The sequence below is a fragment of the Mitsuaria chitosanitabida ATCC BAA-476 = NBRC 102408 genome (assembly GCF_001598255.1).
Lineage (GTDB): Bacteria > Pseudomonadota > Gammaproteobacteria > Burkholderiales > Burkholderiaceae_C > Roseateles > Roseateles chitosanitabidus.
The window spans coordinates 98,052-124,169 of sequence record NZ_BCYP01000034.1 but is presented as its reverse complement, the minus strand read 5'-3'; the positions used below and the strand labels follow the sequence as shown (position 1 = coordinate 124,169).

Sequence of the window (26,118 nt, the reverse complement as noted above, 5' to 3'; positions counted from 1 at the left end):
TGAATTTTGCCTCTGTTTGAGTTCGCACTCTTTCCGATCGTGAATTGAACTTAAGTCACGTCGGTTTGTGTATCGTCCACGCTTCCCCCAAAGGTTGGCGCCCCTTACGAGGGACTGATTTCTTTTCCTCCCCGACATAGACTCCTCGCCTCAAATCGAGATCGCGCGGGAGGCGTATGCGGCGACTGGGGGAGTTTCAAGGATGGCTGCGGCCGTTGGCGGCGTTGACCGTGTTCGGAGCTGCGCTGTCTCCGCAGGCTCGAGCCGTGGAGGTCCTGCAGGTGTCACCTCAGGGTGAGGTCGGGCAGGTCCAGAACGTCGCGGTCCGTTTCAAGGAGGCGGCCGCCACATTTGGCGATCCGAGATTGCCTGACCCCGTGGAACTTCAATGCGGTCGCGTTGAAGTCAAAGGCAAGGGGCGGTGGACGAGCGATCGCGAGTGGGTCTTCGACTTCGCCCAGCCTTTGCCTGCTGGCGCCAATTGTCGTATCAAGGCCAAAGCCGACTTCCGACCGACGGCGCCCGGTGCTTCGGCCAACTGGGTGGGGCGTCGTGAGTTCAGCTTCCAGATCGCCGCGCCCACGGTGCGCCAGATCCGTCCCTGGGAAGGGGCACGGATCGAGGAAGACCAGCGCTTCCTGCTCCAGCTGACGGGGGAGGCCAAGCTCTCGACAATTCCCGGCAGCGTGTGGTGTGAGTCGCAGTCCCTGGGCGAGCGCGTCCCGGCGCAGCTCTATCCCGAGGCGGAGAAGGACGCGCTGCTGAAGTCCTTGAAGATGGATTCGGCGCGCGGTCAGGTCTGGGTGCTTGTCGGATGCAAGCGGCCTCTGCCGGCGGGCGCCGAGGCGACCCTCGTGTGGGGGCCGGGGATTTCAGGAGCAGCGGACGACGCCGTCCGCACCCGTGGGGAACGTCGCTTCCGCTTCTCGGTGCGCCCCCCGCTGACCGCCGACTTCTCCTGCGAGCGGGAACGCGCGAATGCACCTTGTCTTCCGATCCGGCCGCTGAGCCTGACCTTCTCCGAGCCGATTCCTCGGGAACTCGCTCTGAAGGTTCGCCTCAAGGGATCGGACGGACAAGAGATCAAGCCAGTCACTCCCAAGAACAACGATGCGGACGAGAACGCGGCGACGCTCTCCAGCGTCCAGTTCCCGGTGCCGCTTGCCGAGCAGCAGCAGTATCAGGTCGAGCTGCCAGCCGGGATCAAGGACATGAGCGGCCGCGCGTTGTCGAACGGCGCGAGCTTCCCCCTGAAGGTCCGCACTGGTGCGGCACCGCCCTTGGCCAAGTTCGCCGCGGCGCCCTTCGGCATCGTGGAGTGGGAGCCCTCGGGTCAGAGCCTCGTGCCGCTCAGCATGCGTCATGTGCAGGCGGACCTCCAGCCCAAGGCTGGCGGACATCTGAAGATCAAGCGGCTGACTGATGACATCGAGATCCTGCGCTGGTACGGGCGCATGTACAACCAGCGCGAATGGGACGACCGCAAGATCGAGATGCTGAAGGGTGAATCCGGCCTGGCGTCGATGACGGTGCCCGCGGCCAACCCCGACAAGGCGATCGACGTGATCGGGATTCCTCTGGCGCAGCCGGGCTATCACGTGCTCGAGCTCAAGTCGCCTCAGCTGGGCAGGTCGCTGCTCGAGCCGATTCAGCCAATGTTCGTGCGAACCGGCGCACTGGTGACCAACCTGGGCCTGCATTTCAAGCTGGGGCAGGACAACAGCCTCGTGTGGGTGACCAGCCTGGACAAGGGGCGCGCGGTCGAGGGCGCGACGGTCTCGGTCTACAGCTGCCAAGGGACCCAGCTCTGGAGTGGGCGCACCGATGCCAATGGTCTCGCGCGCATCGAACGGCCGAATCTCGATCGCAGCTCGAATGACCATTGCATCGCGGAGTCCGGACTGTTCATCACCGCGCGGTTGGACCAGCCAGGCCGTGCGACGGACCAGTCCTTCATGTTCAGCGGCTGGAACCGTGGCATCGAGCCATGGCGCTTCAATGCGCCGATCTCGTGGGATCGGGAGCGCCAGGCGCGCGCTCACACGGTCATGGACCGCCCGCTGCTGCGTGCGGGCGAGACCTTGTCGATGAAGCACTTCTTCCGCTTCGAGACGCTGCAGGGGCTCAATGACGCGACGCCCGATCAACTGCCCGACAAGCTGAAGCTTGTCTTCGAGGGCACCGGCGAGGATGTCGCCACTTTCGATCTGAAGTGGCAAGGCTCGCGTTACGCGCTGTCCACCTGGAAAGTGCCGTCCGATGCGAAGCTCGGTCGTTACCGCGTGGTGATGGAGCGCAGCGGGGGCGGCGGCACGGGCCAGCGGAGCTGGGACAGCGGCAGCGTGCGGGTGGAGGAGTTCCGCGTCCCGCTGGTGGACGCGCGTCTGATCCCGCCCAAGTCGAGCACGCCGGGCGCGAAGGAGCAGCCCTGGGGGGCGCAACTGAACTACATGGCGGGCGGTCCGATGGCGAAGTCGCCCATCGAGGTCAGCGCCATGTTGCAGCCGCGCTGGTCGAGCTATGCGGGTTACGAGGATTACGCCTTCGAGCCGCCGGCCGCGAAGGGGGCTGAAAGCGACGCGCCCGCCAACCCCGAGGAGGATGGCGATGGCGAGACGTCCGGCGCTCCGGCGGGGACGAACCGGCTGCTGCTGGACAAGCTCGCGCTGCAGACCGATGCGAAGGGCGCAGTGCAGTTCAAGGTGCCGCTGAAGGTGACGATCGACCGGCCGACCGAGCTGCGCGTCGAGATGAACTATCGCGACCCCGATGGGCAGACTCACACGCGCGCGGCGTCGCAAGTGCTCTGGCCCGCGGATGTCATCGTCGGCGTGCGTGCGGCGAGCTGGATCGCCAATGGCCAGACGCTGCGCGTGCAGGCCGTCGCGCTGGACATGAACGGCAAGCCGGTGGCTGGTCGCAACATCAGCGTCGGGGGGCGTCAGATCCAGACGCTGAGCACGCGCAAGCGCCTGGTCGGCGGCTTCTACGGCTATGAGCACCAACGGCAGGTGAAGGACCTCGGCGAGCTCTGCAGCGGCAAGACCGACGCGCTGGGTGTGATGCAGTGCGAGGTGTCGCTGCGCGAGAGCGGGCAGACTGAACTGATCGCCGCGACGACCGATGCGGGTGGACGGACGGCCAAGGCGGCGCGCTCCGTCTGGGTGACGCGAGCTGGCCAGCTCTGGTTCTCGCAGGACAACGACGATCGGATCGATGTGATCCCCGAACGTCGTCGCTACGAGCCGGGCGACATCGCGCGCTTCCAGGTTCGCATGCCCTATCGGGACGCGACCGCGCTGATCACGGTCGAGCGCGAGGGCGTGATCCACAGCGAAGTCCGCCGCCTCTCGGGCAGCGACCCTTGGGTCGAGCTCAAGATCGCGAAGGAGTGGGCACCCAATGCCTACATCAGCGTGATGGTCCTGCGTGGCCGCCTGCGCGAGGTCCCGTGGTACTCCTTCTTCGACTGGGGCTGGCGTGAGCCGGGCAATTGGTGGCGGGAATGGCGCGCCTCGGGCGACTACCAAGCACCGACCGCCATGGTCGACTTGTCCAAACCCTCGTTCAAGTTCGGCATGGCGCCGATCGAGATCGGTCAGGCGCGACACCGACTGCAGGTCGAGGTCGTGCCACAGCAGGCGCAGTACGGCGTGCGCCAGAGCGCGCAGGTCAAGCTGCGCGTGACGCAGGACGGCAAGCCCGTGCCCGACGCGCAGATCGCGTTCGCGGCGGTGGACGAGGGGCTGCTGGCCCTGGCGCCCAACCCGAGCTGGCAACTGCTCGACGGCATGATCCAGACGCGCTCCTGGGGCGTCTCGACCTCGACGGCCACCAGCGAGATCATCGGTCGTCGCCACTATGGTCGGAAAGCCGTGGCCGCGGGCGGTGGTGGTGGCTTCGCCACCCGCGAGCTCTTCGACACCCTGCTCACCTGGCAGCCGGCCGTTCAGGTCAATGCACAGGGCGAGGCCTTGGTGCAGGTGCCGCTCAACGATTCGCTGACGCGCTTCCGGCTGGTCGCGGTCGCGGATGCGCCGGGGCAGCGATTCGGCACCGGTGAGAACAGCATCAACGTCAGTCAGGATCTGCAGTTGCTGTCCGGGCTGCCGCCGCTGGTGCGTGAAGGTGATCGCGTGCAATCGATGGTGACGCTGCGCAACGCCACCAACCGCGCGATGGACCTGCGCGTGACGCTGACCGGCAAGGCCACGACGGCGACGGGCGAGCAGCCGGTCGCCACCGAACCGCGTACCGTGAAGCTCGCGGCCGGTCAGGCGCAGGAACTGACCTGGGACGTCGTCGTCCCCGAGAACGCGCAGCGCATCGTGTGGGAGGCGCAGGCCCAGGAGCAGGGCACCGGGGCCGCGAAGGACGCGATGCGGACCACGCAGGCCGTTCAACCGGCGGTCCCGCTGCGCGTGTTGCAGGCGACGCTGCGTCAGCTGGACGGACCGGTGACCATTCCGGTCGCCGCGCCGGCCGACGCCTTGCCGATCCAGGGCATCAAGAAGGGCGGTCTGGTGGTCGGCCTGCAGCCGCGCCTGTCGAGCGCGCTGCCGGGCATCCGGCGCTACTTCGAGGAGTACCCGTTCACCTGCCTGGAGCAGCAGAGCTCGAAGTACCTCGCGCTGCACGACAACGCGGCCTGGGACGGTCTGATGGGGCAGTTGTCGAGCTACCAGGATACGGACGGCCTGTTCGCCTACTTCCCGCTGTCGCGCTACATCATCAAGGGCAACGACGTGCTGACGGCGCATCTGCTGTCGGCGGCGCAGGAAGGCGGTCGCACGATTCCGGCGGCTCAGCTGGGCCGAGCGCTGGACGGCCTGGCCGCGTTCGTCGAAGGGCGCATCGAACGTCAGCACTGGTCGCCGCGTCCGGACGACGAGCCGCGGCGCGTGGCCGCGCTGGCCGCGCTCGCGCGCTACGGCAAGGCGACGCCGCGTCAGTTGGGGACCGTCGATGGCAACCATCTGACGAGCTGGCCGACGAGCGCCGTGATCGACTGGCTCGTGATCCATCAGCGGATGGCGCAGGCACCGAACCGGCAGGCGCAGATCGTGGCGGCGCAGAACCAGTTGCGCTCCCGTCTGAGCTTCACGGGTTCGACGCTGCGCTTCGTCAATGAGGAGACCGATTCCTGGTGGTGGCTGATGGGCAGCGGCGATGCTGACGCGGCGCGGGCGATCCTGGCGTTGACCGACGATGCCGGCTGGAAGGACGATGTGCCCCGACTGGTCGTCGGCGCGCTGGCGCGTCAGGAGCGTGGCGCCTGGTTCAACACGACGGCCAACCTGTGGGGCGTGCTTGCGCTGGAGAAGTTCTCGGCGCGCTTCGAGTCGCAGGCCGTGAAGGGGCGCACCGGGGCCAAGGTGGCGACCGCGCAGGCCGCGCACGACTGGGCCGCCAAGCCGGACGGCGGCGTGTTGCAGCTGGCCTGGCCCGCGAGCGGCAACGGCACCTTGAGCGTCACCCACGTCGGCGACGGCAAGCCCTGGGCGACGGTGCAGGCGCTGGCCGCCGTGCCGCTGAAGGCCCCGTTGAACTCGGGCTACGCGATCAAGCGCACGGTGACGGCGGTGTCCCAGAAGGCCGCGCCGCGCTGGACGCGTGGCGACGTGATGCGCGTGAGGCTGGAGATCGACGCGGCGGCGGACATGACCTGGGTGGTGCTGAGCGATCCGCTGCCCACGGGCGCGGCCATCGTCGAGGGCACGATCGAGAGTCAGGGCGAGCGCCCCGAGGGGCAGGCCTGGCCCGACTTCATCGAGCGCAGCTTCACCGCCTGGCGCGCCTACTTCGGCTATCTGCCGAAGGGCCACCACGTGCTCGAGTACACGGTGCGTCTCAACAACGCCGGCCGCTTCCAGATGCCGACGACGCGCGCGGAAGCGATGTACGCGCCGGACCGCTTCGGCGAAACCCCGAACGCGACCTTGGAGGTCGCGCCGTGAGTCCGGCGCGCGTGTGATGCTGGGCAGGACCGCCATCAGGCTCGGACAGGTGCTGGCGCTCGCGGCGGCGCTGGCTGCCGTGACGCCCGCCCAGGCGAATGATCTGCCGAGCTTCGCCCAGGCGCGCGCCGCGCATCCGGTGTCGGACCTGACCTTGCTCGACCGTCGAGGCGAGCCGCTGCAGACCCTGCGTCTGCATCCGGACCGTCGGGTGCTTCCGTGGGTGCCGCTGGAGCGCATGTCGCCCTCGCTGCTGCGCGCGATGCTGGTCTCCGAAGACCAGCGCTTCTACGAGCACAGCGGCGTCGACTGGTCCGCTGTGGCGGCCAGCGCCTGGGGCAACCTCTGGAACACGCGCACGCGAGGAGCCTCGACCGTGACGATGCAACTGGCGGGCCTGCTCGACGAGGACCTCGCCTCGCGCGGCGGACGAAGCCTGATGCAGAAGCTCGGCCAGGCCTGGGTCGCGGGACGGCTGGAGAAGCGTTGGACCAAGGCGCAGATCCTCGAGGGCTACCTGAACCGCGTGCCCTTGCGCGGCGAGTTGATCGGCGTGCCGGCGGCCGCGCAGGCCTTCTTCGGCAAGCGGCCGGGAGGTCTGGATGCGCGCGAGTCGGCGATGCTCGCAGCGATGCTGCGGGCCCCCAACGCGTCTCCGGCGGTGATCGGCGCGCGCGCCTGCGGCGTGCTGAAGGCGATGGGGCAAGGCTGCGAGGGGTTGAGCGACGAGGTCGGCGCCGTGTTGCGCCGCAAGCCACTGGCGGTCGCCGATGCCCCGCAATGGGCGCCGCACTTTGCGCGCCTCGCGCTCAAGGCGGACGGCGGCGCGGTGCAGCGCAGCACCCTGGATGCGGCCTGGCAGCGAGGCGCGGTGGGCTCGCTGCGGCGCCACCTGGCCGAGCTGTCCGGGCGGCAGGTCGAGGATGGCGCGGTGGTCGTGCTCGACAACGCGAGCGGCGAGATCCGCGTATGGGTCGGCTCCAGCGGCAGCCAGTTGTCGGAGGCGGCGCAGGTCGATCACGTGCTCGCCCGGCGCCAGCCGGGGTCGACGCTCAAGCCGTTCCTCTATGAACTGGCGATCGAGCGTCGCCTGATCACCGCGGCCAGCCTGCTGGACGACTCGCCCGCGCAGGTGTCGACGGCGGCGGGCGTCTACCTGCCGCAGAACTACGACAAGCACTATCGCGGCTGGATCAGCGCGCGGGCCGCGCTCGGCAACAGCCTGAACGTGCCGGCGGTGCGGCTCTCGCTGATGCTCACGCCGGAGGCGGTGTTCGAGCGCCTGAACGCGCTCGGGCTGCAACTGCCGGAGACCGGGGGCTTCTATGGTCATTCCCTCGCGCTGGGGAGTGCCGACGTCACGCTGCTGGCGCTGACCAACGCGTATCGGGCCTTGGCGAATGGCGGGCGCTACGCGGAGGTGGCGATGCCCGGCGCGGTCGCACCGCGCGACGGCGCGCCGTCGATGCGCACGCTGACCGCCGCGTCCGCGCGCTCCGGGCGCGTGGGGCAGGTGGCCGATCCGCGCGCCACCTTCGTGGTCGGCGACATCCTGGCGGACAACAACGCGCGCGCGCTGACCTTCGGGCTGTCGAGCGCGCTGGCGCTGCCTTTCCCCGCGTCGGTGAAAACGGGCACCAGCAAGGACATGCGGGACAACTGGTGCATCGGGTGGAGCAGCCGCTACACCGTGGGCGTCTGGGTCGGCAACTCCAGCGGCCAGGCGATGCAGCAGGTCTCGGGCGTGAGCGGCGCGGCGCCGGTCTGGCGCGAGGTCATGCTTTCGCTGCACGCGGGGCGTGTGCCGGCCTTGGCCAAGGCGCCGACAGGTGTCGTCCAGATCGACATGCGCTTCGAGGACCCGCAGGAGCCGCCGCGCCGCGAGTGGTTCCTGGCCGGCACCGAGCAGCCGGTGATCCACCGCGCCGCCGTCACGCCCATGCTCGCCAATCCGACCGACGGCGCGATCTATGCGCTGGATCCTGACATCCCGCCCGCGGCGCAGCGCTTGCGCTTTGCCCACGAAGGGCGGCTCGACAACGGTGCGGCGCAATGGCGGCTCGATGGCCGGGTCATCGGTCGCGGCGCGACCCTCGACTGGCTGCCGATGCCGGGGAGGCATGACCTGGCCCTGCTCGATGCCCGGGGCCGCGTGCTGCAGCAGGTGAAGTTCGAGGTGCGCGGCGCGGGGATGCGGACGCCGCCGGGCGGGAAGGGTCGCCCGCCGATGCTCACGCCGCAGGCGGCGGCTGGTCGCCCCAGTCCGGGTTGATCAGCGCGAAGGTCTCGTGGTCTCGCCACGCCCCGTGGATGTAGAGGTAGCGCGGACTGTAGCCCTCGCGCTGGAAGCCCATCCGCTCCAGCACATGGCGGCTGCGATCGTTCTCCGGGCGGACCGAAGCCTGGATCCGGTGCAGCCACACGGCGGGGCTGAAGACCTCGTCACGCAGGCGGCCCAGGGCCTCATGCATCAAGCCGTGGCCGACCTCGGTGGCGTCCAGGCTGTAGCCCAGCATGGCGCTCTGGAACACGCCCCGCGCCACTTGCGACAGCGCGCATTGGCCAACCACCCGATCCGGCGCCTCCGGGCGGACGAACCAGTAGCGCCAGAGCGTGCCGGCCTGGAAGGCCGTCGCGTACTCCGCGAGCCTGGCGCGCGTGGGCTCGACCGTCCAGTAGTCGGCGGGGCGGATCGGGTCCCAGCGGTTGAAGTGAGCGGCGTTGCGGGACTGGTAGTCGCTGACGGCCTCCGCCAGATCGGGCGTCGAGGCCAGCATCAGCAGCCGTTCGGAGCGCAAGGTTGTCGCGGGCAGGGCGGGCGGCCGGTCATCGAGGGCGTTCATGGGCGGCGATTGTGCCCGCGGGGATCCCATCCCCGGATTCCGCAAGTCAAGCGCTCCAGGGCGCAGTTCGTCGCCCCCCGCTGGCGGGGCCAGGGCTGACTTTCGATACTCCATCCATCGACGCCAAGTTCCGTCCAGGATCACCTGAGATCCAGATTCGCGCGGGGAGACCATGATCGATCGACAACGATATCCGCTGACAGCCCATCCGATCCGACGCCCGGTTCGCCCGGGAGGCGCCGTGAGGCGCACCGGCAACGCCGCCGCGGCCGTCCGCGGGCTGGGCATCGCCGCGCTGGGCGCCGCGCTGCTGGTACCGATCGCACCGGCGCAAGCCAGCGAGGTGGTCAAGCTGGCGCGGCTGGTCATCACCGGCAAGCGCCAACCCAGCCGGCCTCCCGCCGCGCCGCAGCCGGCGCCGACGGATCGCGTGGGCGACGGCACCACCCAGCCGCAGAGCCGCGCCGGCGACAACGAACCGCATGTGTACGCGCAGCAGCGCCGCACCGGTGATGTCGCCGTGACGATGACCGAATGAGCTTCGGCGCCGCCCATGGCGCCCACTGCTCCTCCGCTTCCGACCCCTTCCAACGGCCTTGAGCGCGCACCGTGATCGCGCGGTGGTGGCCGCGAGCCGCGCACCAAGCTGCCGCATTCCTCCCTGTTTCGCGGCGTTACCGCACCAGTGCGGTACTTGGCGACAAATCGCTGTGCGATTCCCGATGATGATGCTCAGAAGCGAGCATTTATCCCCCTGACAAGGTCACGAAGCCCCGCCACACTGCCGCGCTTCGCCTCATGAGGGCGTGACAGTTGGGAGAACTGGGAATGACCAAGGTCTATCGAAAAGGCCTGCCCTTCAGCGCGGAAGTCGCGCCCTTGATCGGGGCCATGCCGCTGCTGGACGAGTACCGCGAGCCGCTGATGCGCCTGCAGGGCGCCTGGGACAGCCTGGCCTTGCTGGGGCAGATGAGCGGTGCGGCCACCGACATGGCGGACACCCGCAGCGCCTTCGAGGCGCTCACCGGTCGACTGCTGGACAGTCTGGCGCGACGCCAGCTGCGCAACGCGGTGCAGCAGCTGCAAGGTCGATCGCAGGTCGCGATCGACATCCTGATCCGCAATCTCTTCGAGCGCACCGCCGACGTCGGCTTCCTGGCGAGCGACGGCCCCCTGCGCGCGGCCCTTCAGGGTGACGAGGACCCGCAGGCGCTGCGACAGCGTTTCGCCGCCTACGTCGCCAAGTATTCGGTCTACGACCAGGTTGTGCTGCTGGCGGCCGACGGGCGGCGGATCGCGGCGCTCGACGAGTCGCGCTGCGCGCCGCGGGTCGATGAACCCGCCCTGCGCGCGGCCTTCGAGCCCGGCCGCGCCTTCGTCGAGGCCCATGGTCCGACGGCGCTGCTCGGCGGACAGCCGGGACTCGTCTACGCCGCCGCGGTGAACGCCGGCTCGGGCGAGGCCTCCGGCCCGCGCGGGCTGCTGTGCCTGTCCTTCAAGCTCGAGGACGAGATGCTGGGCCTGTTCCGAGCGCTGTGCGCGGGCGTGAAGCGCTCGGTGCTGGTGCTCAAGGACGGGGAGGGGCGCGTGTTGCTGACCTCGGATCCCTGGCAGATCCCGCTGGGCGCGCCGCTCGCGGACGCGGGCCAGGCGCAGGGGTGGCGGCTCGACTTCGCGGGGCGGGACTACCTGTCGTGCAGCAGCGCCGCCAGCGGCTACGAGGGTTACTTCGGCCCGGGCTGGACGGCGCAGATGTTGCAGCCGCTGCAGCACGCCTTTTCCGATGCCCCACCCGAACGCCAGGAGGAGCGCGCCCGTCAGGTCGACACCCGGGAGCTCTTCGACGAGGAGCTGCGCAGCATCCCGATCGAGGCGCGTCGCATCCAGCGCGAGCTGTCGCGCTCGCTGTGGAACGGCAAGCTCAGGAGTCGCGCCCAGACGCCTGCCGTCGCCAGTGCTGGAGCGACCGGTGGTGTGCAGAACGGCAGCGCGTTCGCGGTCACGCTGCTGAACGAAGTCGAGCGCACCGGCGATCAGCTGCGTCAGGTCTTCGAGCGCGCGATCGCGCAACTCGAGGACGGCGCGCTGGGCGCGGTCTTCGACGCGGCCGGCTTCCAGGCGGAACTGGCCATCTCCATCGTCAACCGCAATCTCTACGAGCGCGCCAACGACTGCCGCTGGTGGGCGCTCGACGCGCGGCTGCAGCGCGCGCTCGCCACCGGCGACGCCGCGTCGGCCAGCGCGGTGCTCGCGAGCATCCATGCGCTCTACACCGTCTACTCGCTGCTGCTGGTGTTCGATACCGCCGGTCGGGTCGTGGCCGTGTCGGATCCGGCGCAGGCGCATCACGTCGGGCGAAGTCTGCAGGGCGAGTGGGTCGCGGGCGCGCTCGGCTTGCGCGACGCGAGTCGCCATGTGGTCTCGGCGCACGAGCCCTGCGGGCTCTATGGCGAGGACGGTCATGCCCCTTGCCTGGTCTACGCGGCCGGCGTGCCGCATCCCGAGGGAGGCGGTCAAGTCGGTGGCATCGCCATCGTGTTCGACGGTGCGCCTCAGTTCCGGGCAATGCTGCGGGCCGCGTTGCCCGCGCAGCCTGGCGCCGCCGCGCTGCTGGTGACGCGCGCGGGCGAGGTCGTCGCCAGCAGCGACGAGCGCTGGCAGCCGGGCGACCGCGCGCCCGTGTCACTGGCGGTCCTGCAGGGCCTCGCGGCCGACCGCCAGGTCACCGGCGAGCTTGATCACCAGGGTCGCGTGCAGGCCTTCGGGCTGGCCATGTCGGGCGGCTATCGGGAATACCGCCGCCTGACGCCGCCTGATGCGACGGATCTGGCCGCCCTGGTGCTGCTGCCGCTGGGCGAGCGCCTCGAGGACGGCGCGGGTGCCGCGTCGCAGGCCGCCTTCGAGCCGCAAGCGCCCGTCGGCACGCAGCGTGTGGACATCGCGAGCTTCCTCGTCGATCACCAATGGCTGGGGCTGCCGGCGCTGCAGGTGCTGGCCGCCCTGGAGCGTCAGCGCATCACCGCGTGGCCGCAGGCACCCGCCGCGGTCCGGGGTATGCTCGGCTTCGAGGGGCGCATGCTGCCGGTGCTGGACCTGGGTCAGCTGCTCTTCAACCGGCCCTGCGGCGACGAGGCCGCGCTGATGGTCTGCCAGACTGCAGCCGGCCAGCGCCTGGTGCTGGCGGTGCAGCAGCTCGGCCAGGTCTTCGTCGCCGGCGCCGAGCAGCTGCAGCCCAGCCCCACGCGGCCCGGGTGGGCGGCACAGGCGCAGGTGCGCCTGCTGAAGGGGCAGGGCCCGTCGATGCTGACGCTGCTCGACGGCGACGACCTGTGGCGACTGGTCAGCGGCGTCGCCGAGGCGGCGGCGTCGGCCGCACCGACGGGGGCGACCACGTCGTCCCTGGCGGCGACGCAAGTCCTGACCCTGGGCTGAGCCGTTCTCAGTCCGCGGCGCGCCCGAGCACGGGCGGCCGCGGATGCAGACGCGCCATCGTGAACGCGTCGACATAGCGGCCGTCGCGCAGTCCATAGCCGCGCAGCCGGCCTTCGTGCTCGAAACCGAAGCGCTCGTAGAGCCGGATCGCGGGCGCGTTGTCGACGAAGACCGTCAGCTCGATGCGCAGGATGCCGAGCCAGTCGTCCGCCTGGCGCGTGATCGCCTCCATCAATGCGGAACCCACGCCGCGCCCATGCGCGTCCGGGTGAACGCCGATGCCCAGCGCCATCGCGTGCCGTCGCCGCACTTGCGGGCCGGTCAGGTGCAGGCCGGCCGACCCCACCAGCTGGTCGCCGTCGAAGGCCATCAGCGACAGCTCGCCAGTGGACATGTCGGGCACCTTCGAGAAGCGCTCGCGCCACAGTTCCTCCGAGGTGTAGGGCGTCTGCAGCAACCAGGGCTGGACGCCGGGATGGCCCAGGAGCTCGGCCTGTGCGCGCGCGTCCTCGGGACGCGGCCGGCGCAGCGTGATGCCGTCGGCGACGCGGATCGCGGGGCGCGCGGCGCGTGGAGCGTCGGTGCCGTGTGCGCTGCGCTCGTTGTCGAGGCGGGGGAGGGAACTCGGGGTCGTCATCGGAATCTCCTGGTGGGATGGGGGACCGAGGGCAGAAACGAACAAGGCCCGCGGGTTGCGCGGGCCTTGTTGGGGGAGGACTGGGATCTCTGGGGATCGGGGCCGGGGAACTTGTCGGAGCCTGGGGCTCTGTTTCCGGGGCCGGGGCGTCTACCGCGTTCGACGCCTGCCAGTCGTGTGCGTGCACATGCAGCACTGCATCGCATGCAGCTGCATCTGGACGACGACGAGGCGGATCGCGTGGGACATGCGAGCCAGTATCTTGGTGAGCCCGAGCAGGCGTCAAGCGTGCCGGAGGCCACGCCTCGTGGCGGGGGCGCGACAATGGCGGCTTCCCGATTCATCGCGGCCTTCGACCGCGTGCCCGCCGCCATGCCCCGCCTGAGTTCCGTCCTCCCCGCTGCCGAAGTTGTCGCTGCCACCGCCACTGGCGAAGCGGCGTCCGCCGTGAAGCCGGCGCGTGTGAAGGGCCAGCCGCTGCCGGCCGAGCGCTTCGCGCTGAGGGTCGGACCAAGCGCGATCGACGGGCTGGGCGTGTTCGCGGCCGAGTCAATCCCCGCGCGACTCAAGATCGGCGAGATGCGGGGCGAGGTGGTGTCGGTGCGGGAGGCGCGTCGGCGGATCGACGGACGACGTCGCATCCATGTGGTCGAGGTGTCGAACAAGACCGCGATCGACGCGACGAAGTCGGACTGCGCGTTGCGGCATGTGAATCACAGCTGCGCGCCGAATGCGGTGCTGCGGATCCGGCAGGGGCGCGCGGAGTTCTATGCGATGCGGGACATCGCGTCCGGCGAGGAGATCTGCGCGGACTACGGCGAGAGCCATCACGACGGCAAGCTGCGTTGCCGGTGCGGGGCGCCGAATTGCAAGGGGCGGTTGTAAGACCCTCACCCCAGCCCTCTCCCGCGCAGCGGGAGAGGGGGCCACGCCAGCCACTCCGGCCACGCTAGTCACGCCGGTCACTCCGGCCGCGCCGGCCACTCCGGCCGCGTCAGCCACTCCGGTCGTGCCAGCCACGCCAGCCCCAGCCACGCCAGGCGCGCTAGCCACGCCATTGACTCCCTCTCCCGCTGGCGGGAGAGGGCAGGGGTGAGGGTCTTCGGGCTCGTCGAGCCCGCGAAGCTCAGTGCTTCGAATCGTTGGCGGCCAGGTCCGCCATCGCGTCCTTGAGCGCGCGCTGCTGCATCCAGAACAGGCGCAGGTCCTGCACGGTGAACAGCATGTCGTCGATCAGCGCGTTCTGGTCGATGCCGTCGGCTTCCTCGTAGGCGCCTTCGATGTACTCGGCGCGCGGCGTCGAACCTTCTTCCAGCGTCACGGCCTCGATCGCCTCGAGCATCAGCTTGAGGTCCTCGGACGCGTCGCCGTCCGGCAGGCGCCAGTCGCTCTCGGCGTCGTCGACGGCTTGCAGGAAGCCCTGCGCCCACATCGCGCCCGGCTCGGGCAGGCGGTCCAGCAGCTCGGCCGTCAGCGCGCCCTGCGCCAGCAGCTCGGCCTTGGTCTCCTCGTCGAACTCGGAGATCAGCGGCACCAGGTGCATCTGCTCGGGCGCTTCCAGCAGCGGCTCGGGATCGACGCTGTCGCCGATCTCGTTCCAGCGCACATGCAGCGCGTCCATGAAGGCATCGGTCTGGTCGTTCTCTTCCAGGGCGGCGGGCCAGTCCTCGCCGAACAGCGCGTCCATGGCCTGGATCGGGGCCGCGTCCGACGGGCCGACACGCAGCGCGGTGAGGTAGCCGTCCAGCGTGTCCAGCGTGATCGCGGGCGCGTCCTGGTCGGCGGCGCCGGCCAGCAGTGCCAGCAGCTCGCCCAGTCGCTGCGCGTTCTCCACGTCCAGCGTCACGCCCATGTCGTCATCGGCCATCGGGGTGTCAGTCATTCGTTACTCCAGTTCAAGAAGGACAAGGGCCCGAGGGCCCTTGTCGCGGGCCCGAACCGGGCCCAGATCATCACGCCGCCCTGTGACGGGGCGGCGTCGTTCCATTCATTCGCTCAGACGCGCTCGCCCACCCAGGCCTGCACGCTGGCCAGGGCCGCGGGCAGGGCCTTGGCGTCGGTGCCGCCGGCCATCGCCAGGTCCGGCTTGCCGCCGCCCTTGCCGCCGACCTGCTGCGCCACGAAGTTCACCAGCTCGCCGGCCTTGACCTTGCCGATCGAATCGGCGGTCACGCCCGCGGCCAACTGGACCTTGTCGCCGTCCACGGCCGCCAGCACGATGGCCGCCGTCTTCAGCTTGTCCTTGAGCTTGTCCATGGTCTCGCGCAGGGTCTTGGCATCGGCGCCGACCAGCGTGGCGGCCAGCACCTTCAGGCCCTTGACGTCGACCGCCTGCGACAGCAGCTCGTCACCCTGCGCCGACGCCAGTTTGCTCTTGGCGGCGGTCAGTTCCTTCTCCAGCGAGCGGACCTGCTCCAGCACCGCCTGCACGCGCAGCTCGACCTCGGTCGGCGCGGCCTTCAGCGTGCCGGCGACGGCGCTCAGCGTCGTCTCCAGCGACTGCAGGTAGTGCAGGGCGTTGTCGCCGGTCACGGCCTCGACGCGGCGGATGCCGGCGGCGACGCCGCTCTCGGCGACGATCTTGAACAGGCCGATGTCCCCGGTGCGATGCACGTGGGTGCCACCGCACAGTTCCTTCGAGGACCCGATGCTCAGCACGCGCACCGTGTCGCCGTACTTCTCGCCGAACAGCATCATCGCGCCGCTCTTCTGGGCGTCGTCCAGCGCCATCACCTGCGCTTGCGCGTCGGCGTTGGCCAGGATCTCGGCGTTGACGATGGCCTCGACCTTGCGGATCTCCTCGGCCGTCATCGGCGCGGTGTGCGCGAAGTCGAAGCGGGTGCGCTCGGCGTTGACCAGCGAGCCCTTCTGCTGAACGTGGGCGCCCAGCACCTCGCGCAGCGCCTTGTGCATCAGGTGGGTCGCGCTGTGGTTGCGGACCGTCCTGGCGCGACGCTCGGCGTCGACCTTGGCCGTGAACACGTCGCCGACCTTGATCGTGCCCTCGACGACCTGACCGTGGTGGCCGAACACGTCGGCCTGGATCTTCAGGGTGTCGTCGACGACCACGCGGGTCGTCGCATTGCGGAACTCGCCCGCGTCGCCGACCTGGCCGCCGCTCTCGGCATAGAACGGGGTGTTGTCGAGCACGACCACCACGTCATCGCCCGCGTTGGCGCTCGGCACCGCGCTGCCGTCGACGTAGAGCGCGACGACCTTCGCGTCCTCGCGCGCCAGCTGGTCATAGCCGTGGAAAGTGGTGGCCGAGCCGGTGTACTCCAGGCCCTGCGCCATCTTGAACTTGCCGGCCTGACGGCCGCGGTTCTTCTGCTCTTCCAGCAGGCGGTTGAACTCGACCTCGTCGACGGTCACGCCGCGCTCGCGGCAGACGTCGGCGGTCAGGTCGACCGGGAAGCCGTAGGTGTCGTGCAGCTTGAAGGCGGTCTCGCCATCGATCTGCTTCGCGCCGCCGGCCAGCGCCGATTCCAGCAGTTCCATGCCGGTGGCGATGGTCTTGAAGAAGCGCTCCTCTTCCTGCTTCAGGACCTCGGTGACGCGCGCCTCTTCACGGCGCAGCTCCGGATAGGCCTCGCCCATTTCCTTGCTCAGCGCGGCGACCAGCTTGTGGAAGAACGGGGTGCGGGCGCCCAGCTTGTAGCCGTGGCGGATCGCGCGGCGGGCGATGCGGCGCAGCACGTAGCCGCGGCCGGCGTTGCCCGGGATCACGCCGTCGACGACGGTGAAGGAACAGGCGCGGATGTGGTCCGCGATGACCTTCAGCGACGGGGAGTCCTTGTCGCAGTCGCCGGTGCCCGGCGTGGCCGCGTCGACGTCCCGCTTGGCCGCGGCCAGCAGGTTCACGAACAGGTCGATCTCGTAGTTCGAGTGCACATGCTGCAGCACGGCCGCCAGGCGCTCCAGGCCCATGCCGGTGTCGACGCTGGGTTTCGGGAGCTTGTGCATCACGCCGTCTTCAGTCCGGTTGAACTGCATGAAGACGTTGTTCCAGATCTCGATGTAGCGGTCGCCGTCCTCGTTCGGCGAACCGGGAGGGCCGCCGGCCACGTCCGGACCGTGGTCGTAGAAGATCTCGGTGCAGGGGCCGCAGGGGCCCGTGTCGCCCATCATCCAGAAGTTGTCGGACATGTAGCGGCCGCCCTTGTTGTCGCCGATGCGCACGATGCGCTCGGCGGGCACGCCGACCTGCTGGTTCCAGATCTCGTAGGCCTCGTCGTCCTCCGAGTAGACGGTGACCCAGAGCTTGTCCGCCGGCAGCTTGAAGTGCACGGTCAGCAGCTCCCAGGCGAAGCCGATGGCGTCCTTCTTGAAGTAGTCGCCGAAGCTGAAGTTGCCCAGCATCTCGAAGAAGGTGTGATGGCGGGCGGTGTAGCCGACGTTGTCCAGGTCGTTGTGCTTGCCGCCGGCGCGGATGCACTTCTGCGCGGTCGTGGCGCGGGAGTACGAGCGCTTGTCGAAGCCCAGGAACACGTCCTTGAACTGGTTCATGCCCGCGTTTGTGAACAGCAGCGTCGGGTCGTCGCCGGGCACGACCGGGCTCGAGGCGACGATCTGGTGACCCTTGGATTCGAAGAACTTCAGGAAGGTGTTGCGGATCTCAGCGGCTTTCATGCCTGTCCTTTTGTAGCCAAACGCTTGATTTCGCGAAGCTTTCGATTATAGGAGCGCGCCTCCGGACTCCCCGCGCGCGAACCCGGTGTCACACCCGTCACGTGGCATTGACGCCAACGCCAGTAGGATCGCGCGCCGGGTTTCGCCCCGACGAGGCCGCCCGGGCACCCCGGGTGCCCCGGAGGGGAGAACCGAACCGAACCGCCCCGTTTCCGGAGACCGACGATGGACACCAAGACCTCCCCGCTGACGCAGCTCAAGGATCCGAGCCTGCTCAAGACCGACGCGCTGATCAATGGGGAGTGGGTCGGCGGCTCGGCCCGCTTCGACATCGACGACCCCGCCACCGGCGCGGTGCTGACGCATGTGGCCAACCTGGGCGGTTCGGAGGCCGACGCGGCGATCACCGCCGCCCATGCCGCCTGGCCGGCCTGGCGGGCGAAGACCGCCAAGGAGCGCGCGGCCATCCTGATGCGCTGGTATCACCTCATGATCCAGCACGCCGACGACCTGGCCCGCATCCTGACGGCCGAGCAGGGCAAGCCGCTGGCCGAGGCGCGCGGCGAAATCGTCTACGGGGCCAGCTTCGTCGAGTGGTTCGCCGAGGAGGCCAAGCGCGTGCGCGGCGAGACCGTGCCCACGACCGACGCGACCAAGCGCTACCAGGTGATCAAGCAGCCGGTGGGCGTGTGCGCGGCCATCACGCCCTGGAATTTCCCGCTGGCGATGATCACCCGCAAGGTCGCGCCGGCCTTGGCCGCGGGCTGCCCCGTGGTGATCAAGCCGGCCGAGCAGACCCCGCTGACCGCCCTGGCCGCGGCCGAGCTGGCGCAGCGCGCCGGCATGCCGGCGGGTGTGCTGAACGTGATCACGGGGGACTCGGAGCGCTCGATCGCCATCGGGAAGGTGCTGTGCGAGAGCCCGGTGGTGCGCCACCTGTCCTTCACGGGCTCGACCGAGGTCGGCCGTCTCCTGATGGCGCAGAGCGCGCCCACGATCAAGAAGCTGTCGCTGGAGCTGGGCGGCAACGCGCCGTTCCTGGTCTTCGACGACGCGGACCTGGACAGCGCCGTCGAGGGCGCGATCGCCAGCAAGTACCGCAACGCGGGCCAGACCTGCGTGTGCGCGAACCGGCTCTACGTGCAGGCGGGCGTGTACGACGCCTTCGTCGCCAAGCTGGCGGAGAAGGTGGCGACGCTCAAGGTCGGCAACGGCTTCGAGGCCGGCGTGACGCAAGGCCCGCTGATCGACGACGCGGCCCTGGCCAAGGTCGAGCGCCATGTGGCCGACGCGGTGGAGAAGGGGGCCAAGGTGCTGATCGGCGGCGCCAAGCTGCACGACCGCTTCTTCCAGCCGACGGTGCTGTCCGACGCCAGCGCCGAGATGCTGTGCGCCCGCGAGGAGACCTTCGGCCCGGTCGCGCCGGTGTTCCGCTTCACGACCGAGGCCGAGGGCATCGCCATGGCCAACGCCACCGAGTTCGGCCTGGCGAGCTACTTCTTCAGCCGCGACATCGGCCGCATCTACCGCGTGGCGGAAGGGCTGGAGTCGGGCATGGTAGGCATCAACACAGGACTGATCTCGACGGCCGAGGTGCCCTTCGGCGGCGTCAAGCAGTCCGGCCTGGGCCGCGAGGGCGGCCATCAGGGCATCGACGAGTACGTCGAGACCAAGTACCTGTGCATCGGGGACGTCCACCGCTGATCCCCGGCCCCGGGCTCAGCGCGTCGGGGCGGTCGTCAGCGCCGGGCCGACGTAGGTCCAGAAGGAGTTGCTGGCGGTCGTCGTCGGGAAGTACCAGTACCTTCCGTCCGAGCCGGTGGCGCGGAGCTCGTAGACCTCCAGTGGCATGCCCGGCTTGTACGGGTTCAGGTAGCGGAAGCGGTCCCCGATCGCGGCCTTCCGATCGTTGGCGCCCCAGGATTTGAGCGCGGCGATGCGGCCGTTGGCGGCCAGGGCCTCGGTCTTGTCCAGGCCGAGGTAGACCCAGTGGAGGTTGTTGCTCCGGTCGATGGGGAAGTACCAGTAGCGTCCGTCGCCGCCCAGGCCCTGCAGGCTGAAGTACTCGGTCTGGCGGCTGTAGGGATTGCGGTACTCGTAGACCGTTCCCAACGTGCCCTTGCGGTCATTGCTGCCCCAGGTCTGCACGCGGTCGTCGACGATCGTGAGGTCCGGGAAGTGCGACTTGACGCAGGCCGCGTAGTCGCCGGGGGTCAAGGCCGAGTGCGGCGTCTGGTAGCCCACCAGCTTGCAGGCATAGCTGCGCCCCTCCGGATTCGCGGGGACCCAGCTGTAGTCCTGTTCCCAGTAGGTGGGCGTGGCGCCCGCGCCGCCCTCGTCGAACTGCTTCATGCCCTTGCAGCCCAGCACCTCGTCCGCCGGGACCGGCACCTTGAAGTGGGCCGCGAACGAACGGTAGTAGCTGATCCGGTTCAGCGATTGCGCCACCTCCACCGAGCCACCGCATTCGACGCCGCCGTTGATGATCTGCGTGGTCACGCCGAAGCCCGGCTTGAGGCCGTTCTGCAGGTCGCGCGCGTTGGGCTGCCAGGTGCCGTCGACGACGAACAGCATCGGCGGCTTGGGCGGCTGCGGGTACATGTAGAAGAAGACGGCGCTGGCCAGGTTCAGCCAGGTGTCGGCGACGCGCTCCGGCTGGTCCAGCAGCGTGCGCACGGTCCCGAACATCGCCAGCGAGAAGGGCCCGTAGTTGTAGTTGTAGGACAGCTGCTTGGCGCCGCGGCCGAAGTAGCTCTTGTACTCGCCGTTGCCGAAGGTGCCGCAGGGCCAGGTCTTGCCTTGCCAGGTGCCGGGATTGCACTCGCCGTTGTAGCCGCCGCGCATGTCCTCGGTCCAGCCCATCTCGCGCACCCAGCGCAGGCCCTGGCGCCATTCCGGCTCGGGCCGGTAGCTCTCGTGCGCGCCGGTCTCCTGGGCGAAGTGGGCGAACATCGTCGCCAGCGCCTTGCGGCAGATCGCGTCGGCGTCACGGCCGTCGGCATAGTCGCCGCAGACCGCGGGGAACTTCCCGATCGCGCGCAGGAAGCCCCCGTAGGTGTACTCCGGGGCGCGCAGCGGGAACAGGAACTCCCAGTCGGCCTGGGACATCAGGCGCTCGACGCGCTGGACGTTGGCGGGGTTGGCGGCGCGGTTCGGGACGATGGCCTCGACCTGGTCGTTGGGCCGGGTCGCGATGGCCCGCTTGATCGCCGTCATGACCGGGCCGCTGGTGAGGCGGGCCTCGTCGGCGGTCAGCACGGACTGCTTCAGCACGTAGCCGCCGGCGGGGGCGTCGGCGGCGGTGGCAGGCCCCGCGACCGCGAGCAGGCCGCAGAGCGACAGGACCGTCGGCCGCAGCGCGCGCGCGACGGTGGAGGAGGGCGAGCGGGACATGGGGGAGCTCCGGAATGAAAGAAGCCGGCATGCTTCCGTCACGGCCCGGAAACCGCCATGCCGCCGATCTGCAGGAGTGGGCGGGGCGAATCGCATCAAGAGGTGGGTCATTCCCAGTCCTTGGTCAGACTTGTCGGTGGCTCGGTCTCAGGACCCTGGCAAGGCGGCCATCCGCTCGGCCAGGTAGTCCAGGAAGCAGCTGATGCGCGAGGCCAGCGCGGTGTTGCGGTAATAGACCGCGTGCACCGGCTGGCGGGTGTCGACGGTGTGGGAGGCCAGCACCTGCACCAGCGTCCCGTCGGCCCGGTCCTGCGCCGTCATGAAGTCCGACAGCGACACCAGCCCCTGGCCCGCGATCGCGAGCTGCCGCAGGGTCTCGCCGCTGGAGGCGCTCAGCGTCGCGGCGATGGCATAGCCCTCGCCGCCGGACCAGCGCAACGGCCAGGTGTTGAGGCTCTCCGGCGCGGTGAAGCCCAGCAGCTGATGGGCGCTCAACTGCTCGACCCGGGTCGGCCGGCCGTGCGCGGCCAGGTAGGCCGGGCTCGCCAGCACCTTGAGGCGGAAGCTGCCCAGCGGCCGCGCGTGCAGCGAGGAATCGGCCAGCGTGCCGATGCGCAGCGCGACATCGGTGCGCTGTTCCAGCAGGTCGATGATCTGGTCGCTGCTGTTGAGCTCCAGCTCGATCTGCGGGAAGCGCTCGCGGAAACCGCCGATCAGCGGCACCAGCACATGCAGCATGAAGGGGGAGGCGGCATTGATGCGCAGCCGCCCGGCCGGCTGGTCGCGGCGCAGCGCGAGCTGCTCTTCCGCCTCCTCGACCGATGCGAGGACCTTGCGCGCGCGGGACAGGAAGAACTGGCCCTCCTCGGTCAGCTCCAGCCGGCGCGTCGAGCGCCGCATCAGCGTCGTGCCCAGCTTCTGCTCGAGCCGGCTCAGCGCGCGGCTGACGGCGGAGACCGTCTGCCCGAGCTGCTCCGACGCGGCGCTGATGGAGCCCGCGTCCACGATGGCGGCGAGGACGGCGAGCTCGTCGAGGGTGCTCTTCATCGCATGGCTCCGTTTCTGTGCGGGGGGCTGTCTCGGCCCTGTTGCTGGGATCGCCGCATCATATTTGCGTTGAAGGCAAGAATCATTTGGTCAGTCGAGGCTTTTTCCGCAAGTCGCGAATGCGCACACTGGCGCCCATCGCCACCTCACCGCAGGAATCCTCATCATGCCCATCGCCCTGTGGGCGCTGACCGTCAGCGCCTTCGCCATCGGGACCACCGAATTCGTCATCGTGGGCCTGATCCCCACCATGGCCGCCGACCTGGGCGTGAGCCTGCCGTCGGCGGGCCTGCTGGTCTCGCTCTACGCCCTGGGCGTCGCCATCGGCGCGCCGGTGCTCACCGCGCTGTCGGGCCGCTGGCCGCGCAAGCAGCTGCTGCTCGCGCTGATGCTGCTGTTCACCGCCGGCAACCTGCTGGCGTGGCTCGCGCCGGGCTACGGCGCGCTGGTGGTCGCCCGCGTGCTGACCGGGCTGGCGCACGGCGTGTTCTTCTCCATCGGCTCGACCATCGCCACCAGCCTGGTCCCGCGCGAGAAGGCCGCCAGCGCCATCGCCACCATGTTCTCCGGCCTGACCGTCGCCCTGGTGACCGGCGTGCCGCTGGGCACCTTCGTGGGCCAGCACTTCGGCTGGCGCGCCACCTTCCTGGCCGTCGCCGCGCTGGGCCTGGTCGCCTTCGTCGCCAGCCTCGTCTTCGTGCCGCGCAAGCTGGCCCAGCCCGCGCCCGCCAGCCTGCTGCACCAGCTGGAGCCGCTGCGCCAGCCGCGCCTGCTGCTGGTCTACGCGATGACGGCCGTCGGCTACGGCGGTTCCTTCATCGCCTTCACCTACCTCGCGCCCATCCTCCAGCAGATCAGCGGCATCTCCGCCAACGGCGTCAGCCTGGTGCTGCTGGTCTACGGCGTGTCGGTCGCCGTGGGCAATGTCTGGGGCGGCAAGCTCGCGGACCGGCGCGGCCCCGTCGGCGCGCTCAAGCTGATCTTCCTGGGCCTGGCCGCCGTGCTGTTCGTGCTCAGCGTCACCGCGCACTCGCCGATCGCCGCCGTGCTGACGGTGCTGGCCTGGGGCGCCTTCGCCTTCGGCAACGTGCCCGGCCTGCAGGTCTACGTCGTGCAGCAGGCCGAGGCGCATGCGCCCAAGGCGGTCGACGTCGCCTCGGGCCTGAACATCGCCGCCTTCAACGTCGGCATCGCGGCCGGCGCCTGGGGGGGCGGCCTGATCGTCGAGCACCTGGGCCTGATCCACACCCCCTGGATCGGCGCGATCGTCGTGCTGGGCGCCTTCGCGTTGACCGTGCTGGCCGGCCGCCTGGACCGCCGCCATCCGCTGCCCAAGCGCGCGGCCGGCGCGGCGCCGATCGCCGTCGGCCACTGAGCGCCCTCGCTTCCCCCCGTGCGGCGCCACCGCGCGCCGCCTCCCACGTCCTGATGTCTCCCTGGAGTTCCCGATGAACCACACCTCCACCGCCCCCCGCGCCGATGTCGGCATCCCGATGACCGCGCTGGGCCTGGGCACCTTCCGCCTGCAGGGCCGGACCGTGATCGACGCCGTCAGGAGCGGCCTGCGACTGGGCTACCGCCACATCGACACGGCGCAGATCTACGGCAACGAGGCCGAGGTCGGCCAGGCCATCGCCGAGAGCGGCGTGCCGCGTGAACAGATCTTCGTCACGACCAAGATCTGGATCGAGTCGCTGAGCGCCGACCGCCTGATCCCCAGCCTGCGCGAGAGCCTGCGCAAGCTGCGCATGGACGCCGTCGACCTGACGCTGATCCACTGGCCCTCGCCGGGCAACGCGGTGGCGCTGAAGGAGACGCTGGACGCGCTGATCGAGGCCCGGCAACTGGGGCTGACGCGCGCGATCGGTCTGTCGAACTTCACCGTCGCGCAGATGCGGGAAGCGGTGGCGCTGGTCGGTGCCGGCGAGCTGGCGACCAACCAGGTCGAGATCCACCCGTTCCTGCAGAACCGCGCCGTCGTCGAGGCCGCGAGGTCGCTGGGCCTGCACCTGACCGCCTACATGCCGCTGGCCTACGGCAAGGTCATGACCGAGCCGGTGATGCTGGACATCGCCGCCAAGCACGGCACGTCGGCCGCGAACGTGTCGCTGGCCTGGCTGTTGCAGCAGGGCTTCTCCGTGATCCCCTCGTCGACCCGGCCGGCCAACCAGGCGGCCAACCTGGACGCCCCGCGCCTGCGCCTGGACGATGCGGACATGGCCCGCATCGCCACGCTGGACCGCGGCGAGCGCCTGGCCAATCCGGACTTCGCGCCGGCCTGGGACTGAGCGCGCCCACGGACGTCCGCGCCCGAGCGGGCGTCCACCGCGCGCGGTGATGCCGGCGCGGTGATGCGTCGCGCCGACGAGCCTCCGCGGGTGGAGGCTCTTCATCTCCTCATTTGTGGAACGGTCATTCCAATAACGGCTACAGTCGCGGCCATGGCAAGACCCAAGCTGTTCGATCCCGACGAGGCGCTGGACGCCGCAGTGGCCGTGTTCCGCGATCACGGCTATGCCGGCGCGTCCGCGGAGATGCTCACCGAGGCCATGCAGATCGGGAAGCAGAGCCTCTACAACACCTTCGGCGGCAAGTGGCCGCTGTACTGCCGCGCGCTCGAGCGCTACGCGCAGACCGAGACCACCGCGCACATCACGGCGCTTCAGGGCGGCGACAGCGCGATGGCCGGCATCGAACGGATGATGAAGCGCGTCGTGACGCAGGCGCGCCTGCCTTGTCTGGGCGTGAGCTGCGTCGCCGAGTTCGGCAGCGACAGCGAAGGCAGCCCCGAGCTGGCCCGCATCCGCGAGGCGGGCGGTCGCGCCATGCGGGCGCTGCTGGTCGAGAAGATCCGGCAGGCGCAGGTCGACGGCGAGCTGGCCGGGACGCTGGAGGCGCATCACGCGATGGCCTTCCTGATCGCCAACATCGCCGCGCTGCGGCTGGCCGCGCGCGGCGGCGCCGGCGACACCGAACTGCGCGCGATGGCGCGGCTGTCGCTGCAGGCGCTCAAGTAATTCTTCCGCGGGGTGCCTTGGTGGCGCCCCTTCTTTTTCTCTATTGTGGAACGATTGTTCAAGTAAAGGAGCCCACGATGAAAGCCATGGTGATGACCCGGCCCGGCGGACCGGAAGTGATGGACTGGCTGGCACGTCCCGACCCCGTGCCGGGGCCGGGACAGGTGCTGGTCGAGGTGGCGGCCGCCGGTGTCAACTTCATGGACATCGGCGTGCGGCGCGGCGGCTTCTGGTCCGAGTTCGCCTACCCGAAGCCGCTGGGCGTCGAGGGCGCGGGGCGGGTGCTGGCGGTGGGCGAGGGCGTGCGGGACCTCGTGCCGGGCCGGCGCGTGGCCTGGGTGTACGCGCCGGGCAGCTACGCGGACAAGCTGCTGGTCCCGGCGGCCTCCCTGGTGCCACTGCCGGACGCGATCGACGACCGCACCGCGGCGGCCGTGATGATGCAGGGCCTGACCGCCAGCCATTTCGCGACCGAGTTCCATCCGATCCAGCCGGGCGAGATCGCGCTGGTCCATGCGGCGGCCGGCGGGCTGGGGCTGCTGCTCACGCAGATCATCAAGCTGCGCGGCGGGACGGTGATCGGTCGCGTGTCCTCCGCGGACAAGGTCCGGGCCGCCCAGGCCGCGGGCGCGGACCACGTGATCGTCGACCGGGAGGGCCGTTTCGCCGACGAGGTCATCCGACGCTCCGACGGCGGCGTGCACGTGGTCTACGACGGCTCGGGCCCGGCGACCTTCCAGGGTTCGATGGACGCCTTGCGGCCGGCGGGCACCTTCGCCTGGTTCGGCCCCGTGCTGGGCGGCCCGGCGCCGATCGACGTGATGGCGCTGCCGCGCAGCATCAAGCTCGGCTATCCCGTCTTCATGGACCACGTGCGCACCACGCAGCGATTGCGTGAGCGCTCGCGGCAGCTGTTCGACTGGATCGAGGCGGGGCAGCTGCAGGTGCGGGTCGGGGGCGAGTTCCCGCTCGGCGAGGTCGCCCGCGCCCACGAGGCGATGGAGAGCCGGACCACGATCGGCAAGCTCTTGCTGATTCCCTGAACCGGGACGGCCACCGGCTTGCGGCGGGGCGGTCGGGCGGCGACGATCGTGCGGCGTGAAGTTTTTCTCGCTCGACACGAGTGGTGACAGGTCGCGGCGACGCGAATCGGCTTACAAGGC

16 protein-coding genes are annotated in these 26,118 nt (G+C 69.9%); 10 read left to right on the top strand and 6 right to left on the bottom strand.

Annotated elements, in window-relative coordinates:
* Positions 1-542: 542 nt before the first annotated feature.
* Together MCHT01_RS21090 and pbpC are read left to right on the top strand one after the other, a co-directional pair.
* Entirely contained in the window at positions 543-5,957 is a 5,415-nt protein-coding gene (locus MCHT01_RS21090; RefSeq protein WP_067068335.1) for an Ig-like domain-containing alpha-2-macroglobulin family protein, read from the top strand.
* A gap of 16 nt (positions 5,958-5,973) precedes the next feature.
* Positions 5,974-8,229 carry a penicillin-binding protein 1C gene (pbpC, locus tag MCHT01_RS21085; protein ID WP_084453146.1) on the top strand — a complete coding sequence of 752 codons (2,256 nt, stop codon included), beginning with the start codon at positions 5,974-5,976 and terminating at the stop codon, positions 8,227-8,229.
* Here pbpC and MCHT01_RS26890 read toward each other — a convergent pair.
* On the bottom strand, positions 8,189-8,800 hold the full coding sequence (locus MCHT01_RS26890; RefSeq protein ID WP_067068333.1) for a GNAT family N-acetyltransferase: 612 nt from the start codon (positions 8,798-8,800) through the stop codon (positions 8,189-8,191). The two genes, pbpC and MCHT01_RS26890, sit on opposite strands and share 41 nt — an antisense overlap.
* A gap of 241 nt (positions 8,801-9,041) precedes the next feature.
* Here MCHT01_RS26890 and MCHT01_RS26885 point away from each other — a divergent pair, with 241 nt between their 5' ends.
* Both MCHT01_RS26885 and MCHT01_RS21070 read left to right on the top strand, forming a co-directional pair.
* Positions 9,042-9,338, top strand: a complete 297-nt coding sequence (locus MCHT01_RS26885) for a hypothetical protein (RefSeq protein ID WP_067068328.1) — start codon at positions 9,042-9,044, stop codon at positions 9,336-9,338.
* Positions 9,339-9,628: 290 nt separating this feature from the next.
* Positions 9,629-12,232 (top strand): chemotaxis protein CheW, encoded by a 2,604-nt coding sequence (locus MCHT01_RS21070; protein ID WP_067068326.1) that lies wholly within the window; start codon positions 9,629-9,631, stop codon positions 12,230-12,232.
* A 7-nt stretch (positions 12,233-12,239) separates the two neighbouring features.
* On the opposite strand, the gene MCHT01_RS21065 is transcribed toward MCHT01_RS21070, so the two are convergent.
* A complete protein-coding gene (locus MCHT01_RS21065; RefSeq protein WP_084453142.1) occupies positions 12,240-12,869 on the bottom strand; it encodes a GNAT family N-acetyltransferase in 630 nt (209 codons plus the stop codon).
* A 204-nt stretch (positions 12,870-13,073) separates the two neighbouring features.
* Between MCHT01_RS21065 and MCHT01_RS21060 the strand changes: the two genes are divergently transcribed.
* Entirely contained in the window at positions 13,074-13,754 is a 681-nt protein-coding gene (locus MCHT01_RS21060) for an SET domain-containing protein (RefSeq protein WP_245643491.1), read from the top strand.
* A gap of 241 nt (positions 13,755-13,995) precedes the next feature.
* Here the strand turns inward: MCHT01_RS21060 and MCHT01_RS21055 are convergent, their stop codons facing one another.
* Together MCHT01_RS21055 and alaS are read right to left on the bottom strand one after the other, a co-directional pair.
* On the bottom strand, positions 13,996-14,751 hold the full coding sequence (locus MCHT01_RS21055; RefSeq protein WP_148661647.1) for a UPF0149 family protein: 756 nt from the start codon (positions 14,749-14,751) through the stop codon (positions 13,996-13,998).
* 113 nt (positions 14,752-14,864) lie between these two features.
* On the bottom strand, positions 14,865-17,498 hold the full coding sequence (gene alaS, locus MCHT01_RS21050) for an alanine--tRNA ligase (RefSeq protein ID WP_067068321.1): 2,634 nt from the start codon (positions 17,496-17,498) through the stop codon (positions 14,865-14,867).
* A gap of 225 nt (positions 17,499-17,723) precedes the next feature.
* Between alaS and MCHT01_RS21045 the strand changes: the two genes are divergently transcribed.
* Positions 17,724-19,202, top strand: a complete 1,479-nt coding sequence (locus MCHT01_RS21045) for an NAD-dependent succinate-semialdehyde dehydrogenase (protein WP_067068318.1) — start codon at positions 17,724-17,726, stop codon at positions 19,200-19,202.
* Between the two features lie 15 nt (positions 19,203-19,217).
* Here the strand turns inward: MCHT01_RS21045 and MCHT01_RS21040 are convergent, their stop codons facing one another.
* Both MCHT01_RS21040 and MCHT01_RS21035 read right to left on the bottom strand, forming a co-directional pair.
* The gene (locus MCHT01_RS21040; RefSeq protein ID WP_084453140.1) at positions 19,218-20,891 is read right to left on the bottom strand and encodes a chitinase; all 1,674 of its coding nucleotides are present in this window, start codon (positions 20,889-20,891) and stop codon (positions 19,218-19,220) included.
* Positions 20,892-21,038: 147 nt separating this feature from the next.
* On the bottom strand, positions 21,039-21,938 hold the full coding sequence (locus tag MCHT01_RS21035; RefSeq protein ID WP_067068317.1) for a LysR substrate-binding domain-containing protein: 900 nt from the start codon (positions 21,936-21,938) through the stop codon (positions 21,039-21,041).
* Between the two features lie 166 nt (positions 21,939-22,104).
* Here MCHT01_RS21035 and MCHT01_RS21030 point away from each other — a divergent pair, with 166 nt between their 5' ends.
* The 4 genes from MCHT01_RS21030 (at position 22,105) to MCHT01_RS21015 (ending at position 25,998) form a co-directional block, all read left to right on the top strand.
* Positions 22,105-23,313 carry an MFS transporter gene (locus MCHT01_RS21030; protein ID WP_067068315.1) on the top strand — a complete coding sequence of 403 codons (1,209 nt, stop codon included), beginning with the start codon at positions 22,105-22,107 and terminating at the stop codon, positions 23,311-23,313.
* 73 nt (positions 23,314-23,386) lie between these two features.
* A complete protein-coding gene (dkgB, locus tag MCHT01_RS21025) occupies positions 23,387-24,226 on the top strand; it encodes a 2,5-didehydrogluconate reductase DkgB (RefSeq protein ID WP_174549072.1) in 840 nt (279 codons plus the stop codon).
* A 153-nt stretch (positions 24,227-24,379) separates the two neighbouring features.
* Positions 24,380-24,955 carry a TetR/AcrR family transcriptional regulator gene (locus tag MCHT01_RS21020; protein ID WP_067068313.1) on the top strand — a complete coding sequence of 192 codons (576 nt, stop codon included), beginning with the start codon at positions 24,380-24,382 and terminating at the stop codon, positions 24,953-24,955.
* A gap of 77 nt (positions 24,956-25,032) precedes the next feature.
* Positions 25,033-25,998: a quinone oxidoreductase family protein gene (locus MCHT01_RS21015; RefSeq protein ID WP_067068310.1), complete on the top strand. Its 966-nt coding sequence runs from the start codon at positions 25,033-25,035 to the stop codon at positions 25,996-25,998.
* Positions 25,999-26,118 lie beyond the last annotated feature (120 nt).

Bases quoted from the DNA above. Each gene is read 5' to 3' on its own strand.
- MCHT01_RS21065 (WP_084453142.1), bottom strand. From the start codon at position 12,869: ATGACGACCCCGAGTTCCCTCCCCCGCCTCGACAACGAGCGCAGCGCA.
- MCHT01_RS21020 (WP_067068313.1), top strand. From the start codon at position 24,380: ATGGCAAGACCCAAGCTGTTCGATCCCGACGAGGCGCTGGACGCCGCA.
- MCHT01_RS21060 (WP_245643491.1), top strand. From the start codon at position 13,074: ATGCAGCTGCATCTGGACGACGACGAGGCGGATCGCGTGGGACATGCG.
- dkgB (WP_174549072.1), top strand. From the start codon at position 23,387: ATGAACCACACCTCCACCGCCCCCCGCGCCGATGTCGGCATCCCGATG.
- MCHT01_RS21045 (WP_067068318.1), top strand. From the start codon at position 17,724: ATGGACACCAAGACCTCCCCGCTGACGCAGCTCAAGGATCCGAGCCTG.
- MCHT01_RS21055 (WP_148661647.1), bottom strand. From the start codon at position 14,751: ATGACTGACACCCCGATGGCCGATGACGACATGGGCGTGACGCTGGAC.
- MCHT01_RS21030 (WP_067068315.1), top strand. From the start codon at position 22,105: ATGCCCATCGCCCTGTGGGCGCTGACCGTCAGCGCCTTCGCCATCGGG.
- MCHT01_RS26890 (WP_067068333.1), bottom strand. From the start codon at position 8,800: ATGAACGCCCTCGATGACCGGCCGCCCGCCCTGCCCGCGACAACCTTG.
- MCHT01_RS21015 (WP_067068310.1), top strand. From the start codon at position 25,033: ATGAAAGCCATGGTGATGACCCGGCCCGGCGGACCGGAAGTGATGGAC.
- MCHT01_RS21070 (WP_067068326.1), top strand. From the start codon at position 9,629: ATGACCAAGGTCTATCGAAAAGGCCTGCCCTTCAGCGCGGAAGTCGCG.
- alaS (WP_067068321.1), bottom strand. From the start codon at position 17,498: ATGAAAGCCGCTGAGATCCGCAACACCTTCCTGAAGTTCTTCGAATCC.
- MCHT01_RS21035 (WP_067068317.1), bottom strand. From the start codon at position 21,938: ATGAAGAGCACCCTCGACGAGCTCGCCGTCCTCGCCGCCATCGTGGAC.
- pbpC (WP_084453146.1), top strand. From the start codon at position 5,974: ATGCTGGGCAGGACCGCCATCAGGCTCGGACAGGTGCTGGCGCTCGCG.
- MCHT01_RS21040 (WP_084453140.1), bottom strand. From the start codon at position 20,891: ATGTCCCGCTCGCCCTCCTCCACCGTCGCGCGCGCGCTGCGGCCGACG.